The 15499-nt window shown below is 42.8% G+C and carries 15 protein-coding genes and 1 pseudogene; 10 read left to right on the top strand and 6 right to left on the bottom strand.

The window, feature by feature from the left end:
* Window positions 1-83 precede the first annotated feature (83 nt).
* From AC2VE5_RS19735 to AC2VE5_RS19745, 3 genes are all read right to left on the bottom strand, one after another.
* Complete coding sequence (locus AC2VE5_RS19735; RefSeq protein ID WP_486889399.1) at window positions 84-578, bottom strand: hypothetical protein; 495 nt, start codon at window positions 576-578, stop codon at window positions 84-86.
* A complete protein-coding gene (locus AC2VE5_RS19740; RefSeq protein ID WP_486889400.1) occupies window positions 553-852 on the bottom strand; it encodes a hypothetical protein in 300 nt (99 codons plus the stop codon). Before AC2VE5_RS19740 ends, AC2VE5_RS19735 begins: the two co-directional genes overlap by 26 nt.
* A gap of 128 nt (window positions 853-980) precedes the next feature.
* Window positions 981-2276: an AAA-like domain-containing protein gene (locus AC2VE5_RS19745; RefSeq protein ID WP_486889401.1), complete on the bottom strand. Its 1296-nt coding sequence runs from the start codon at window positions 2274-2276 to the stop codon at window positions 981-983.
* Between the two features lie 140 nt (window positions 2277-2416).
* Between AC2VE5_RS19745 and xrtO the strand changes: the two genes are divergently transcribed.
* Together xrtO and AC2VE5_RS19755 are read left to right on the top strand one after the other, a co-directional pair.
* On the top strand, window positions 2417-3955 hold the full coding sequence (gene xrtO, locus AC2VE5_RS19750) for an exosortase O (protein WP_486889402.1): 1539 nt from the start codon (window positions 2417-2419) through the stop codon (window positions 3953-3955).
* A 2-nt stretch (window positions 3956-3957) separates the two neighbouring features.
* Window positions 3958-6684 carry a TIGR02921 family PEP-CTERM protein gene (locus tag AC2VE5_RS19755; protein ID WP_486889403.1) on the top strand — a complete coding sequence of 909 codons (2727 nt, stop codon included), beginning with the start codon at window positions 3958-3960 and terminating at the stop codon, window positions 6682-6684.
* A gap of 62 nt (window positions 6685-6746) precedes the next feature.
* Here the strand turns inward: AC2VE5_RS19755 and AC2VE5_RS19760 are convergent, their stop codons facing one another.
* Window positions 6747-7490, bottom strand: coding sequence for a class I SAM-dependent methyltransferase (locus tag AC2VE5_RS19760; RefSeq protein ID WP_486889404.1), 744 nt, complete (start codon window positions 7488-7490; stop codon window positions 6747-6749).
* Between the two features lie 122 nt (window positions 7491-7612).
* Between AC2VE5_RS19760 and rd the strand changes: the two genes are divergently transcribed.
* The gene (gene rd / locus AC2VE5_RS19765) at window positions 7613-7771 is read left to right on the top strand and encodes a rubredoxin (RefSeq protein WP_486889405.1); all 159 of its coding nucleotides are present in this window, start codon (window positions 7613-7615) and stop codon (window positions 7769-7771) included.
* A gap of 133 nt (window positions 7772-7904) precedes the next feature.
* On the opposite strand, the gene AC2VE5_RS19770 is transcribed toward rd, so the two are convergent.
* Both AC2VE5_RS19770 and AC2VE5_RS19775 read right to left on the bottom strand, forming a co-directional pair.
* The gene (locus AC2VE5_RS19770; protein WP_486889406.1) at window positions 7905-8351 is read right to left on the bottom strand and encodes a hemerythrin domain-containing protein; all 447 of its coding nucleotides are present in this window, start codon (window positions 8349-8351) and stop codon (window positions 7905-7907) included.
* Window positions 8352-8463: 112 nt separating this feature from the next.
* Window positions 8464-8925: a DUF6335 family protein gene (locus tag AC2VE5_RS19775; RefSeq protein WP_486889407.1), complete on the bottom strand. Its 462-nt coding sequence runs from the start codon at window positions 8923-8925 to the stop codon at window positions 8464-8466.
* 175 nt (window positions 8926-9100) lie between these two features.
* On the opposite strand from AC2VE5_RS19775, the gene AC2VE5_RS19780 reads away from it, so the two are divergent.
* The 7 genes and pseudogenes from AC2VE5_RS19780 to AC2VE5_RS19810 all read left to right on the top strand — a co-directional run.
* On the top strand, window positions 9101-9481 hold the full coding sequence (locus AC2VE5_RS19780; RefSeq protein ID WP_486889408.1) for a DUF2267 domain-containing protein: 381 nt from the start codon (window positions 9101-9103) through the stop codon (window positions 9479-9481).
* Between the two features lie 25 nt (window positions 9482-9506).
* A complete protein-coding gene (locus AC2VE5_RS19785) occupies window positions 9507-10592 on the top strand; it encodes a DJ-1/PfpI/YhbO family deglycase/protease (RefSeq protein WP_486889409.1) in 1086 nt (361 codons plus the stop codon).
* 75 nt (window positions 10593-10667) lie between these two features.
* A complete protein-coding gene (locus AC2VE5_RS19790; RefSeq protein WP_486889410.1) occupies window positions 10668-11348 on the top strand; it encodes an SRPBCC family protein in 681 nt (226 codons plus the stop codon).
* Window positions 11349-11374: 26 nt separating this feature from the next.
* Window positions 11375-12550, top strand: coding sequence for a zinc-dependent alcohol dehydrogenase (locus AC2VE5_RS19795; RefSeq protein WP_486889411.1), 1176 nt, complete (start codon window positions 11375-11377; stop codon window positions 12548-12550).
* Window positions 12551-12574: 24 nt separating this feature from the next.
* Entirely contained in the window at window positions 12575-13744 is a 1170-nt protein-coding gene (locus tag AC2VE5_RS19800) for a zinc-dependent alcohol dehydrogenase (RefSeq protein WP_486889412.1), read from the top strand.
* Entirely contained in the window at window positions 13741-14895 is a 1155-nt protein-coding gene (locus AC2VE5_RS19805) for an L-dopachrome tautomerase-related protein (RefSeq protein ID WP_486889413.1), read from the top strand. Before AC2VE5_RS19800 ends, AC2VE5_RS19805 begins: the two co-directional genes overlap by 4 nt.
* A gap of 23 nt (window positions 14896-14918) precedes the next feature.
* Window positions 14919-15374 (top strand): annotated as a pseudogene (locus AC2VE5_RS19810) (alcohol dehydrogenase catalytic domain-containing protein); the annotation flags it as partial.
* Between the last annotated feature and the right edge of the window lie 125 nt (window positions 15375-15499).

Consider the following 15499-nt stretch of genomic DNA (forward strand, 5'->3'; position numbering starts at 1 on the left):
TCATAAATATTGTTCGTGGTAGAATCAATAGATATAGATTTGGTAACTCCTTTTGAGTCGTTACCCGCCTTATATCCCGACGCTCATCGAAGCGATAGAGCGCGGGACTTACGGCGAACAGTTAAAGACTTTAGTTTTCCCTCCAAGCAAAGGATTGGGTGAAGGACTTTAATCCTAACTCCCCCTAAGAGATTTTCACCTGTAAATGATATAGCAGTCCTCACCAGTTCAACATCATTCAAACCGAACACTGAAGCTAAAAAATCAATTCTAAGTTCTGCATTTTTGTAGTTTACTATAACTAAACCAGAGTTGGGGCTAGGATCGAAATCTTGATTTAGTTTAGCTTTTCCTTGCAAGACATCTTTGCAGGTTATTACTTCTACTCTGCCACCATAAAAATCTAAATCTTCGCTTGCAAAGGGTAGCATTTGTATTAAAGAAGGCGAACGAGCGCAATATTTAGATGCCCATAAATTTACTGCTTGTCCGCCAACTACAACAGCGTCTAAGTTCGCTGTTTGCAGTTTAATAAAAATATCGCGTAAGTCTTCAGGTGTTAATTTCTGCTTCGTCATCGTCGTCTGAGTCTAAAAGTATGCAATCTTCCCAACTACAATCTTGACTGCGAACGCTCCAATGCTGAGGATATAAAGTTTGCGATTGTAAGTTTTGAGCCTTTTCAAGAGGCATAGCTAATAATTGCTTTCTTGCTTCTATCTTCTCTTGAGCTAATACCAGCGTTCCACCATATTCCACATTTGGCAAAATTTCTATTGCTTGTTCGACCAAAGGTTCAGAATTTATTTGAGGTATGCTTATATCAATTAATTCAAAGTCTATATCAGGCATAATAATTTTGCTGAGCTATAAAGCTTGATCTGATGTACTTTCAGTATATGGCTATATTACTGGAATTTACTTAGCCAAAACCAATAAATTCGTAGAATAAATTTATAAATATCTAGATAAACTCAGGACTATAAGCGATCGCAAAAATATTGCCGATACAATTCACACCGAGGAGTTGCATTGTCACCTTCTAGATGAATTAAACCCATACTTTCTAGTTTGAAGGCGGGGATTGATTCTAATTGAATTGGCTGCTTTGACGCGATTACTTTTGCTAAGGCTTTGGCTAATATTGGTTGCTGTTGCAGAGTTACTAAGTGACGGCGCAAATAATCGCTGTAAGATCCTGATTCAGTGGCGGCGGTTTGCAATAGTTGATTGATAGTAATATTATTGCGGGTAATTTGTTCAAGACTCCGCGCTATCAATGCTGGATGTCCCCCGACTAGCGCCATTAGTTGCTTTATTTCTAAATTGCTCCAAGACAACTGATACTTGCTTGCTAATTCTTTGACTTGCTCAAAACTAAATTCTGATAATTTTACAACTAATCCTACACCGCCTAAAGGTGAATGATTGATATCTAGCGCTCCATATACTTCGGTTGAATGTACGATAATTAGCCGGAGGTTTTGCCAAACTTTGCCGATATCGTCACCTTGATTTGCTCGTTGATTCCACGCTCTTAATAACGCACAAAAATCATTGGCAATTTGCAGATGTTCAAAAACTATATCGACTCGATCTAAAGCAATAACTAAAGGGTTATTTAGATTTGCTAATAAATACTTTTCAAAGTAAATCGTAGTATTGTAATTACAGCCAAAAATATTATCCCAATAATCAGCTAATTTATTTTGCAAGCCTAAACTTTGACCAATTCCCGCACAAAACCATTGAGAAAACTTAGTTAAATCGGTAAATATTGTACTATCTGATAGCTCAAAACTAAAAACTTGGGTTTGATACTTTTTTGTTTTAGCGTGAGCTAAAATGTTTTTCATTAAATAAGTTTTTCCCATTTCTTGGGGTGCTTTGATCCGGATTAAAGCACCAGGCTTAACTATTTCTTGAAAACATTCATTTTCGTAGGGTTGGCGTTCTATATAAAATGGTTTAGTTGATAAAGGTTGAGGAGAATTGTTAAAGTTTGGTTCGCAAACTTCTTGCCAATTTAACCCTAAAACTTGACAGTAGGCTTTAAAAGCTGGGGCTTTGATTGGTTCTTTTCCGCTTAAAAAACGTCCCCAAGTACCCGGAGAAATACCTACTGCATAAAAGTCTAATTGTTGCCAATCGGTAGTTGAATCTATAACTTGACTTGCAGCTACTAGCCAACGCGGATCGGCGATCGCCCAACCAGACAAAATTCTAGCTTGTTTAATTCTCCTCAGTCCTGCCTCGGAAGCTTTGAAAGTCAGCACTAATTATTTCTCTAAGTTCAGAGTTCTAGATCGGTTTACGATCAGTTTTAACCTGAATCGTTGTCAATGTAACCAAAAAATGAGCTTGGCAACATTAAATGATACCAGTCAGTCTAGAGTCATAGATTTTTTGTTGAACTATGACGAACAAAGCAGCCTTCACGCGCATTGATGCGCCTCCTAGTACCGCTAGTTGGTCAAGCAAGATTGGTAGCAGCTTAATTGCATTTTCTTGGTTAATCCTCAACTACTCAGCATTGCAGTGGCTAGTTGAGTCTTCTAGAGATATTTCAGTCTTTAACTTAGTAATAGTTAGCGTGGTAGCGACGGTATTATTAATTCAATCTATCCATCACCGCCGCAAACTAGGCTTATCTTCTACACCTATTCTGCATCTAGCGCCTCTAGCATTGATGTTTGGTAGTGCAGTGAGCGCAATTAGCTTGCAATGGATACTAGATATTCCTCAAGTTGCAGTACTGTTTTTTGCGCTGGGAACTTATGGCTTAGTTGGTTTATTTATTGCTCCGAGTGTTTGGCAAAAAGGACTATCGGCGGCGGTTTTCGCAGCTTGTATTTTGCCTTTTAGCGCTCAATTTGGTACGGGGTTGGGGTTTCCAGTCCGAGTTATTACAGCACAGATAGTTGAACAAATCCTAGCTTTTTGGCAGATTGCAGCAATTTCTTCCCATGACATTATTGTTTTGGAAAATAGCACTGCTCAGATAGATTTGCCCTGTAGTGGCTTAAAAAGCTTATGGACTGGTACTTTATTTTTACTGGCTGCAACGTGGCTAGAAAATCGGCTTCTTAAGTTTAGGTGGTTGCTAGTTTGTGCGGCGAATATTTTGCTACTTATGGCGGCGAATACAGGCAGGATATTGCTGTTAGTTTTAATTAGCAATGTTGGCGATCGCCCAGATTTGGCTGCTATCCTCCACGTACCCCTTGGTTTAGTCGGTTTTATCACGGCGGGGTTAGTAAGTTGGTTGCTATTGCAAACTGTGCCTCGATATAAGGATAAAACGCCTACGGGAAGTAAAACAAAGCCTGCTTTATTAGGAAGAAGATTGAAGCCTTTAACTCAGCAAATTGTAGTATTTAGCTGTATTTTGGGACTTGGTTTAATTCCCCACCCGCAAAAGGTAACAACAAGCGCGATAGATGCGATCGCTTTACCTGCACAAATGCACTCCGAACCATTGCAGTTGACAACGACAGAAAAAGACTTTTTTGCCAATTATCAAGGCGCGATCGCCCCTGGCGCTACCCCCGATGTAATCGCTCAAAAATCCCGATTTCAGTGGCAAAATATCACTGGTTCAATCTTGCTTGTCAGTAGTAACGCCGTGCAAGCTTACCATGCACCAGAATTGTGCTTTGTCGGTAATGGCTTTAAGGTAGATGCGATGCAACGCCAACAGCTATCACCACAGGTTTTGGGGCGTTGGCTTTCGATCAATAACGGCACAATGGCGGCGGCGTATTGGTTTCAGTCACCCAAACATACAACTGATGACTTTTTGACTCATCTTTGGGGAAGAATTACGCGCAAAGATCGTTTATGGGTAATGGTTTCAGTGCTTTTTGAGCAAGCCCAAAAGCCGGATACGCCAGAAATTAAAGCTTTTACTACTAATCTTTACGATGCGATCGCATCTTCCTTAACTGGAGTATAAATATGCAAATAAAATCTGTTGGGGAAACTTTATTTACAGTTTTCTTTTGGTTATTTAACTTGACTTTGCTGTTAATTGGTTATGTGGGCATCTTGCCTTTTCTCGGTACGGCAATTATTGCTGATGCGATTAAAGGACAAGTACCCTTCGATCTGCTTCTACCTTTAGTTGGGTTAGTAGGCGTACCAACTACTACCAGCATCCTGAGTCTAACAAAATCTAAACCGCAAGCTTTGCAAAACTTAGAGACTGGAGAACGCCGATTTAGTTTTCGCACTCTGTCTACAGTTCAGCTATTTTATGGTGTAGAAGCACCTCTGCTAGTGCTATGTATGGTGCGCTTTTTTTGGCTAAAAGAACTTAACCCCAGTAGCACGATTATTTTATTAGCTGGCTGTGTATGTATTGGCGTTTATTTGCACCAACTTATTTATGGCAATCCAACCACAACTATAGGCGCATGGATAAAACTAGCAGGTCATAGTTTGATATTAGCGATCGCGCTTTATGTACTAATTCTGTCATTGTTTTATGCAATTCCTTTCAGCGCTGGGATTTTATATGGCTTATTCTCTACACCATTACAAGTTTTATTTCTAGTCCTTATCTACGGAATAATCTTGTCTCCCATCGCAGTAGTTCTGGTAATGAGCGCTACTATCCCATTTGGGATGGCTTGGATTTATATTCAAGCGTGGAAATCGAATTTGAATACTTTTGCTTTGCAATACGGTTGGAGTAAAGCTTGGCTAGGCACAATTGCTGTAATTATGTCAGGATTAATTGCCGTTGTAGCAGTCCAAAAGCAGCCTCAAGTTGAAGTATTTGCCGCCCTCAAGCAGCCAATTACTACCGAACGCGATCGCTCTTTATTATTGCAAAAGTCCGAACAAATCCGCCAAGGATTGCTCAACGCTTATTTAGCGACTTACCGCTACCAAGATTACGGACGAGAAAATACCAATATCCGCGATCTTTATAACAACGTTTTTCATTTAGGCACAGACCTAAGTCAATCTTTGCAAAATACTTACAACGTATTGGTTTCTCCCTTTTTATATGATGGCAAGCGCACAGATCGAGATACCGCAGCCAAACTGTATTCAGATTTTTTTGATACGCCAATTTTGCGGGGAGAACAAAAAGCAGTTCAAAAAGCCGTGCAAGCTACCTTCAATCGCAGCGAAGCCAAAGCGGGATTGCTAGATATTAACGAGAAAAAAGTTTGGTTAGCCGAACAACAAGTAAAAGTCACAACGCATGGCGATTGGGCGGATGTAGAGTTGTATGAGATCTACGAAAATCAGACTTTTGAAAGTCAAGAGATCGTTTACTCCTTTTCTTTACCTCAAAGTGCGGTAATTACTGGTGTATGGTTGGGAAATAGTAACGACTTGTCAGCACGTTTTCCCTTTGCTGTCTCCACTCGTGGCGCTGCTCAAAAAGTTTATACTGAGCAAGTTCGACGCAATGTAGATCCAGCTTTATTGGAACAAATAGGACCTAATAGCTACCGTTTGAGAGCCTTTCCCGTCCTCTCTGGCAAAGATAGACCCTTGCACCTGTGGATGACCTACCAAGTATTGCAAACAAAAGATGGTATACCTCTACCGCAACTAAGCGAAAAACGTAATATTTTCTGGACTAAAGATACGAAACGTTTGAACAATGGCAAAACTGTCAAACAGTCTCAAGATAGTTGGTTTGCGCCTGCTATTGCCGCTACTCCTACTACACCTCTATTGCATCAAATCAACTTAAACGGCTATCAAATTACTGGAAAACCTTTGTCTAGCAAAGATTACCGCTTACCGGAAGGCGATCGCTTTGCCATAGTATTGGATACTTCCTACAGCATGGGAAAACACACCAAAGAAGCCGTTGAAACCTTTAAGTGGCTAAAACAGCAAGCTGTTGCTAGTAACGACTTCGATATTTATGTAACTTCAGCGCCGGAGGTTGCACCGAAAAAGCTAGATGACTTAGCAGAGTTTGATGTGGAAAGATCAACTTTTTACGGCACAATGCAGCCATTGGAAATGTTGCGGCAGTTTGAAAACTTACGCGGTGATAGCGCTTACGATGCCATTTTACTGATTAGCGATCGCGGCAGCTACGAACTAGGAGACGATAAAGCAAAAGCCATTGACTTACCTGCACCGTTATGGATAGTACATTTGGGAGGAGTGCAGAGTGCTTATGACGATGCCATTTTTGAGACTATTCAAGCAAGCGGGGGTGGAGTAGCAACTCAAGTACAAGAAGTGATGCAGCGTTTTGCCACGCAATCGGCGTTAGCGCGGGGATTTATTGGAGTGGAAGATGGTTATGCTTGGTTTAGAAAAAAAAATGACATTCCCGCCGATCCGAACAACGAATTTAACCCTTTTGCAGCCAGACAATTGATCAACTATTTAGGTCAAGATCGAGATCTAAAAGAAATTGCCAATCTTGATGGCATCCATAAAGTAGCCAAAGCCTCGCAAATTGTAACGCCTTATTCTTCGATGATCGTGCTTGTAAATGACCAACAAAAGAACGATTTACGCGCAGCCGAACAAAAGAGCGATCGCTTTAAACGCGAAATTGAAGATAAACAAATGCCAAGTTTATCCAATTCTTTACCAGTTTCCGCCGTTCCCGAACCCGCCGAATGGATGCTGATAATTGTAATTGCGATCGCACTGGGGATAATTGTCAAACGTAAACGGGAAAATGCGATCGTTTGATTTGATAATGGTTTAAATTAAGCGAGGTTTAAGCCTCGCTTTTCTAATAGGCGATCGCACTATTAGTCTAAAAACTGCACTTTGTACAACTGGAATAGTTCTCCTGACTTGTGCGAGACTATTTTGGCATTAGCTGTTTTAATTATTTCTTCCCATGCAGAGATCGGCTCTAAAAATACCTCTGTACCTAAATAGGTTTCTAAAATTGCCCAATCTTCTACCAAAGGCTGTTCAATATTCAAGATATCAAAAACAAATTGACCGCCAGGTTTTAGCACCCGCTTAACCTCTGCTAAAACAATCCTCCAGTAATCAAGCGGATAATAGCAACTCCAGCCAGTGGCGATCGCTAAATCAAACTGCGAAGCTTCGTATTGCAATCGATCGGCAGATCCTAACTCAACTCCCTTAAATAACTTTGAATTTAGCTGTGAACCGCGACTATTTAAGGCATCTCTTGCTACTGTGCTAATTTCCTGCCCATAAAAGTATGCGTCCCACTCTCTCCACGGATAAATCAAAAAACTAACTCCACAGCCAATATCTAAACAGCGCTGATGCTTTTGAGGTTTGGCAATTTCCCAAAAAGGAGAATTGACTCTAGCAGAGAGTGTACCTGCCGTCCACTCTAGAAAAATTGGCATTGCCTCGACTTCTGGAGGAAGTTCAAAGCCCTCACCTTGATACTGCTTATCAAAACGTTTCGCTACTTGCCCTACCATCGCCTGAGCGCTTTCTGTGGCATCTTGATGGCGAAGAAAGTCAAAACCTCCCTCAGAGAGGTGCGAATCCCGTTTTTTGGACATGAAGTTGCTCTTGATAGTACGTTAAGTTCTAGCGTACACTTTCTACCGCCTGACTTATTTTTGCAATGGGGTAATGCTTATATCATGTAGTTAAGTTATCCATTCAGGAGGAGATATCAACTATGGATGAATATATATGCACAGTCTGCGGATATACTTACGATCCAGCGAAAGGAGATCCAGACTCTGCCGTAAAACCAGGCACTCCCTTTAAAGACATAGCAGCAGATTGGGTATGTCCTGTTTGCGGAGCTACAAAACATGAATTTGAAGCTCAGTAGGCTAAGAAAATAATTGATGTATATCAGACTACCCTAGCTGCAACTAAAGTTTGCAGCTTGAGAAATTATATTTATCACCGACTGAATTAATTATCTAGCCTAGCGGTCTAGCTGTTGCACAGCTAACAAAAAATTATTCTACTACTTTGGACGCAACTTCAGCTTTAGTGTGCTTAATTTCAGTAGCAAGTTGCTCTAGCTTGCGATCGTCCATAGACTGGCGGACTTTAGGAAAGAGAGCATTTTCTTCTTCATCCAAATGATTTAGCATAAACGACTGTAATTCTTTGACTTTTTGTTTAAATTCAGATTGGCTAGGGTTGATAGATTTAATCTCCAGAACCATTTGATCGCCTTTGTCATGATCTTGATGCCCTTTATCAATTAGTTCGCTAGTACCTTCACAATTACTTGCTTCTGGGTAAAGAACTTGCTCCTCGGCTTCCGCGTGTATAGTTAGAATGTTGCCAAGTTTATCAAAACAATCTTGTAGTTCTTGAGGATCGGTAGTCTCGTCAAACTCTGAGAACAGACTTCTAATTCTGTCATGATCTTTTTCTAGGGTTTCAATAGCGTCCACGTTGTTACTCCTTTTTATTACATCTATCTACAAGCAAATTTGAGGACTATGGTTTACGGCGAAGGTGAGCCATGTCCTTTAATGTTTAAGTGATTTTTTGATTTTGGGAAAACTATAGTTTGTGTTCTTCGTAATCTTCCGAAGACATGGGATCGTCTTCCCAACGGCGATTGTCTCTTTCTTCCAAAATCTCCGTTGTTCGCAAAAAAGCGCGATCGCTCATTTCCAATCCTACCGCCGCCCCAAGCTCATCAACAATATCTTGATCGGGAGTCGGCGCAGTACCGCCTACTGCTTCATCGCCTACGGTTGCAGCTTCTTGCCAACGCGCATCGATATCGCCACCCGTTAGCGTTGGTGTAGCCCCAACTTCATCTTCTAGCCGAGCGGATTCGTGCCAAATAGCATCTTCTTCCGCCGTGGCTAATCCTGGAGTAGAGATAGTGTATTCGGCTAGTTCTTCTGTCTCAATATCGCCAAGATTTGCACCCGGCAAATCTTGTACGCCCGTACCGTAAGACTCAGTAATTTCTTGGGGAACTTCTGAATTGTCAGCGTTGTTATTTTTAGCCATAATTTCTACTCGAATGCGATCGCATTTGCCTACGATAGCGCTTGAACAAGCTAGGTAACTTATCCCTTGCGATAGAAACAATCTATCCCTTTGGATTGACGAGAACTAACTAGCTGGCTGCCTACTCTTAAATTGGAGCTAAAGAGCGCTAATTGGATTAGCTAACAGTTTAATCATGAAATACGACGAGTTCATCAAGCACGTTCAAACTATTGCTCAACTTAATTCCAAACAAGCAGCCGAACAAGCGACTAGCGCCACATTGGAAACCCTGAAAGAGCGCATTGTTGGCGATGAAGCAAGCCAACTAGCTGCCCAACTACCTAAAGAATTAGGGCAATATTTACATGGACGAGAAGGTGAAAACGGCGCAACTTTTGGAGTTAATGAATTTCTCCAGCGTGTAAGTCAAAAAGCAGGTGTAGATACGGATACTGCTATTACACACGTTAAAGCAGTATTTGCCGTGCTTAAAGATGCCGTATCGCCGGGGGAATTTGCCGATGTGCGCGTAAATCTATCGGACGATTATCAAGACTTATTACCAGCATCGTAAATAAAATTTATTGGAGGAAATTTCTGTGGTCAGCAAAGGGACAAAATCAAAAAAAGTCGCCATCTTAATTGAAAATGGTGTAGAAGATGCGGAATTTCAAGTACCTTACAAAGCCTTAAAAATGGCAGGAATGGATGTAACGGTACTTGGTTCGCGGATGAACGAAACTTACAAAGGCAAGCAAGGCAAGCTTTCCATGCAGCCCGACGGGACAACTACAGAGGCGATCGCTTCCGAATTCGACGCGGTAATAATTCCTGGAGGTATGGCTCCTGACAAAATGCGAATCAACCCCAATACCGTGCAATTTGTCAAGGATGCAATGGAACAAAACCTACTGGTAGGGGCAGTTTGTCACGGACCACAAGTTTTGATTGAAGCCGATGCGCTCAGAGGTAAGCAAGCAACGGGTTTTGTTGCTGTCAAAACTGACATGATTAATGCTGGCGCAAAATACATAGATGAACCGCTAGTCGTTGATGGCAATTTAATTACATCCCGCCAGCCGGGAGACTTGGCAATATTTGCTACCGCTATTCTCAGTCGGCTTGGTTATGGCGGTAAAGAAGCAGCCCTACCAGAAGTAACAGATACCAATGCAGACTGGTGGAAATTGGCAGATTCTTGGGGTGGTTCGAGTAAGGGAGAAATTACTCAAGGATTAAATACAGCTTTAGCTGGGGAACGTTACGCCCAAGAAGCTTTCGCTCAATATGCCCAAAAAACAAGCGATGAGTCTTTGCGGAATTTGCTGAAAGAAATTATTGCCAACAAGCAATTCCACATCAAAAAGTTGGAACAAAGGCTTGACCAAATGGGCGAAAAGCCTTCATTGACTGCAAATGTTGCTGATACCTACGCCAAGTTAAAAGCATCAGTTCAAGGTAGCGATGACAATTCTTTATTGCGTCGGGCTTTGGGTGATTTGCAAACGGGTGTAGTTGATACTCACAACTTGCGCGTGAAGTTTACAGATCCGGTTGCTACAGAGCTATTTGCGGCAATTGAAAAAGATTTGGCGGTTTACGAACAGAATCTAGTTCATTTGTATCGCGACTTCTTAGGTACAAAACCAGCCAAACCAACAACAGGCGCATCTGTAACGGCGTAGTCTAAAACGATTTTTATTTTCCTCTCCTCTTGAAAAAAGGGGAGAGGTCAATCTTTCTAAATAAAGGAGTAAAAAATGAGTTCAACGATTGAAGATAAAGGCAATCAAAACGAAGGTGGCGATGCTGGCAAGTGGGCTTCCTTAATTGGTGGCGGTGCGATGGTATTGATGGGATTGCGTCAAAGATCCTTGCGCGGGGCATTAATGGCGATCGCAGGTGGTGGTTTGGCGTACGGGGCCGCTAAGTCTCAAGGTGGTATCCAAGAGGCTTTAGGCATGGATAAATCGATCAAGGTAGAGAAAACTGTCACAATTAACAAGCCTGCTGACGAACTTTACCGTTATTGGCATGATTTTGGCAATTTATCCAACTTTATGAAGCACGTTAAGTCAGTAACAGTAGTGGATGCCAAACGCTCCCATTGGGTAGCTACGGCACCATTAGGCGCAACAGTAGAGTGGGATGCAGACATCATTGAAGATCGGGAAAATGAGTTTATTTCTTGGGCTTCGGTAGAAGGTGCAGACATTGATAATTCTGGCTTTATTAGATTTAAACCAGCAACAGGCGATCGCGGTACAGAAGTAAAAGTAGTTATGGAGTACGCACCTCCTGGAGGTGCAGTAACAGCAGCTATAGCTAAACTCTTTGGTGAAGAACCAGAACAGCAAATTGGCGACGATTTGCGCCGCTTCAAAATGTTGATGGAAGCAGGCGAAATTGCCACCACTGAAGGACAGCCAAAAGGTAGTTAACTCTTTGCGATTAAGGACAAAAATAAATGAAAGCTGTTTGCTGGCAAGGCGCTAATAAGGTGCAAGTAGACACAGTGCCAGATCCGAAGATTCTCAACCCGCGCGATGCGATTGTTCAAATTACATCAACAGCGATTTGTGGTTCCGATCTGCACATCTACGGCGGCTATATTCCCACAGTCCAAAAAGGTGACATTATTGGTCACGAGTTTATGGGGGAAATTGTCGAAGTTGGTAGTAACGTAAATAATTTAAAAGTAGGCGATCGCGTTGTTGTTCCTTCTACCATCGGCTGTGGTAATTGCTCTTACTGCCAAAAAGATATGTGGTCGCTGTGCGATAACTCCAATCCCAACGGCTGGATGCAAGAAAAGCTATGGGGGGGTGTCACATCGGCAATTTATGGCTATTCTCACTTATTAGGCGGCTATGCAGGCGCTCAAGCCCAGTATATCCGCGTGCCTTTTGCCGATGTGGGTGTCGTCAAAGTTCCCAAAGATATCCCCGACGAGAAGTTGTTATTTATTTCTGACGCTATTCCCACGGGCTATATGGGCGCGGAGTTATGCAATATTCAACCAGGGGATACGGTAGCTGTTTGGGGTTGTGGCGCGGTCGGTATATTTGCCATGATTAGCGCCTACATGATGGGTGCAGAGCGCGTTATTGCTATTGACCGCTTTCCCGAACGCCTAGAAATGGCAAGAAAATATGCCAAAGTTGAAACGATTAACTACGAAGAAATTAGTACGGGTGATGCACTCAAAGAAATGACGGGCGGGCGCGGTCCTGATTGCTGCATTGACGCAGTAGGTTTAGAAGCGCATGGTGTAGGCTTTGAAGACTTTTATGACCAAACCAAACAAAAGTTAAAGCTAGAAACCGATCGTCCTCACGTTTTACGCGAAATGATGGTTGCTTGTCGTAAAGGCGGTACGCTTTCAGTTATGGGTGTTTACGGCGGCTTTGTAGACAAACTGCCCATGGGCGCAGTTATGAATAAAGGCTTGACCATGAGGGCGGGTCAAATGCACGGTCAGAAGTATATGCACAAGTTACTAGATTTAGTTTTAACTGAAAAACTCGATCCATCTTTTGTTGTTACCCATCAGTTACCACTTGAACAAGCGCCCCACGCCTACAAGATTTTTCAGCAGAAAGAAGACAACTGCATCAAGGTTGTTCTCAAACCCTTTTCCTAATCACTAAAATTACCGAATACCCTTATGAAAGCAGTTTGCTGGCACGGCACTAATGATGTCCGGGTTGAAACCGTACCCGATCCGAAAATTCTCAATCCACGCGATGCAATTATTAAAATTACTTCCACCGCAATTTGTGGTTCAGACTTGCATCTATATGACGGTTACAACCCAACGATGAAGTCTGGAGACATCCTCGGACATGAATTTATGGGCGAGGTTGTAGAACTGGGTAGCAGTGTTAAAAACGTCAATATAGGCGATCGCGTTGTTGTCCCCTTTACCATCTCCTGCGGTTCGTGTTTTTTCTGCAATCGCGACTTATGGTCGCTGTGCGATAACTCCAACCCCAACGCTTGGATGGTAGAAAAAGTCATGGGTTATTCCCCCTCTGGTCTTTTTGGCTACTCTCATATGACAGGTGGTTACGCTGGCGGTCAAGCTGAATATGCCCGCGTTCCCTTCGCTGATACTGGTTTGTTCAAAATTCCTGATGGACTGACAGACGAGCAAGTTTTATTTCTTACAGATATCTTCCCCACCGGATATATGGCAGCAGAAAACTGCGATATTCAGCCAGGAGATACGGTAGCAATTTGGGGTTGCGGACCTGTCGGACAGTTTGCAATTAGAAGCGCCTATATGCTGGGTGCAGAGAGAGTAATTGCCATTGACCGAGTTCCCGAACGATTGAAAATGGCAAAGGAACAAAGTAAGGCAGAAGTGATTAACTATGAAGAAGTAGATGCAGGGGAAGCCTTGAAGGAAATGACCGGGGGGCGCGGTCCTGATTCTTGCATGGATGCGGTGGGGATGGAAGCCCACGGTACTGGTTTAGAAGGATTCTATGACGAGGCAAAGCAAGCACTGCGTCTAGAAACCGATAGACCTACTGCTTTGCGTCAAGCGATCGTTGCCTGTCGCAAAGGTGGCACTGTATCTGTACCTGGTGTCTACACTGGTTTTGTAGACAAAATGCCGATGGGTGCTTTTATGAACAAAGGTTTGACTATGAAAACGGGACAAACTCACGTTCATCGCTATTTTCGTCCGTTACTTGAACGTATTCAAAATGGCGAGATCGATCCTTCTTACATCATTACTCACCGGATGAAACTAGAGGAAGCACCCCACGCCTACGAAATCTTTAAGCACAAAAAAGACAACTGCATCAAAGTTGTACTCAAACCGTGAAATATTTAAGTCTTTCTCTTGCGTGCCTTTTATCTACCGTATCTTTCGCATCTACCGCTCAGACACTACCTCAAGAAAAAAAGATTGGCAATATCCAACAAGTTGCCGCTTTTAATGGATCGATGCCTACAGGAGTGACTGTCTCTGCTAATAATCGCATTTTTGTCAACTTTCCGCGTTGGGGTGACAAGGTAGATTACACCGTAGCTGAAGTCAGAAACGGCAAGACTGTAGCTTATCCTAATGCTCAAATTAATCGTCTAAATACGAGCAAACAAGCTGATTCATTAGTTTCAGTGCAAAGTGTAGTTATAGATCCTCAAGATCGCTTGTGGCTATTAGATACAGGCAGTATTGAGTTTGGTTCTACTTCTTACGGCGGACCAAAATTGGTCGGGGTTGACCTTAAGCAAAACCGCGTCTTTAAAACTATCTTATTTCCTCAAACAGTGGCTTTGCCTACTACTTATCTCAACGATATCCGCTTTGACTTAGGGCGCGGTAAAGCCGGAATTGCCTATATTACCGATTCTTCGGGTAATGGTCCTAATGGAATTATCGTTGTAGACCTAGATTCGGGTAGAAGCTGGCGGCGATTAAACGATCATCCTTCAACTAAAGCTGTTAAAGATTTTTTACCTAGCGTCGAAGGTCAAGTCGTGCGTAATCGTCCGGCTAACCAGCCATCTAGCCCTATTACTATAGGCGCAGATGGGATTGCGATTAGCGCCGATGGCAAGACACTCTATTACTGTCCCTTAGCTGGGCGGCGGTTGTACAGTGTCAGTACCGATGTTTTGGCAAACGAGCAAATAACTGAAGCGCAAGTAGCTGCAACGGTTGTAGACTTGGGAGAAAAAGGCGGCGGATCTGATGGTTTAGAGTCAGACTCTCAAAACCGAGTGTATTTGACTAATTACGAGCAAAACGCCATTCAAAGGCGATCACCTAATGGAACCTACGAAACTCTAGTCAATGACGATCGCGTACTATGGCCCGATACTCTATCTTTGGCACGTAACGGCTATCTTTATTTCACCGCTAACCAACTCCACCGTCAAGCCCAATATCAAAACGGCAAAGACTTGCGCCAAAAGCCTTATAGCTTATTTCGCCTCCGCGTTAATGCTAAACCCGTTTTGCTGAAATAGTTTCTTATTTAGGAGAATCCACTATGAAAGCTGTCGTTTTTCACGGTATTGGTGACATTCGCTTAGACAACGTACCCGAACCCAAAATTCAGCACCCCATGGATGCGGTCGTGCGTCTTACCGCCAGCGCTATTTGCGGTACAGACTTGCACATGATTCGCGGTACTTTTTCAGGCATGATTCCAGGGACAATTTTAGGTCATGAAGGAGTGGGGATAGTTGAAGAAGTAGGTCCAAACGTCCGCAACTTAAAAATAGGCGATCGCGTAGTTATTCCTTCTACTATTGGTTGCGGGTCTTGTTCTTATTGCCGCACGGGTTACTACGCCCAGTGTGATGAAGCAAATCCCAACGGTCCTAGGGCGGGAACTGCCTTTTTTGGCGGACCAAAAGATACAGAACCTTTTCAAGGGCTGCAAGCGGAGTACGCGCGGATTCCCTACGCTAATGTCGGTTTAGTCAAATTGCCCCAAGGAGTAGGGCAACCGCATAAAAAATATAGCGTAGGCTAGGGTAAAGTAAAGCAAGTAGAAACAGAGTTAATGAGTCAGACAATTGATGCAAGCATACTGACCCATTTTGCCAGCCGAGAAGAAATACGTGA

This window comes from Aliterella sp. E5.1 (genome assembly GCF_057473825.1).

Excerpts from the sequence above, each read along its gene's own strand:
- AC2VE5_RS19760 (WP_486889404.1), bottom strand. The coding sequence starts at position 7,490 with ATGTCCAAAAAACGGGATTCGCACCTCTCTGAGGGAGGTTTTGACTTT.
- xrtO (WP_486889402.1), top strand. The coding sequence starts at position 2,417 with ATGACGAACAAAGCAGCCTTCACGCGCATTGATGCGCCTCCTAGTACC.
- AC2VE5_RS19790 (WP_486889410.1), top strand. The coding sequence starts at position 10,668 with ATGAGTTCAACGATTGAAGATAAAGGCAATCAAAACGAAGGTGGCGAT.
- AC2VE5_RS19740 (WP_486889400.1), bottom strand. The coding sequence starts at position 852 with ATGCCTGATATAGACTTTGAATTAATTGATATAAGCATACCTCAAATA.
- AC2VE5_RS19800 (WP_486889412.1), top strand. The coding sequence starts at position 12,575 with ATGAAAGCAGTTTGCTGGCACGGCACTAATGATGTCCGGGTTGAAACC.
- AC2VE5_RS19735 (WP_486889399.1), bottom strand. The coding sequence starts at position 578 with ATGACGAAGCAGAAATTAACACCTGAAGACTTACGCGATATTTTTATT.
- rd (WP_486889405.1), top strand. The coding sequence starts at position 7,613 with ATGGATGAATATATATGCACAGTCTGCGGATATACTTACGATCCAGCG.
- AC2VE5_RS19755 (WP_486889403.1), top strand. The coding sequence starts at position 3,958 with ATGCAAATAAAATCTGTTGGGGAAACTTTATTTACAGTTTTCTTTTGG.
- AC2VE5_RS19775 (WP_486889407.1), bottom strand. The coding sequence starts at position 8,925 with ATGGCTAAAAATAACAACGCTGACAATTCAGAAGTTCCCCAAGAAATT.
- AC2VE5_RS19780 (WP_486889408.1), top strand. The coding sequence starts at position 9,101 with ATGAAATACGACGAGTTCATCAAGCACGTTCAAACTATTGCTCAACTT.
- AC2VE5_RS19795 (WP_486889411.1), top strand. The coding sequence starts at position 11,375 with ATGAAAGCTGTTTGCTGGCAAGGCGCTAATAAGGTGCAAGTAGACACA.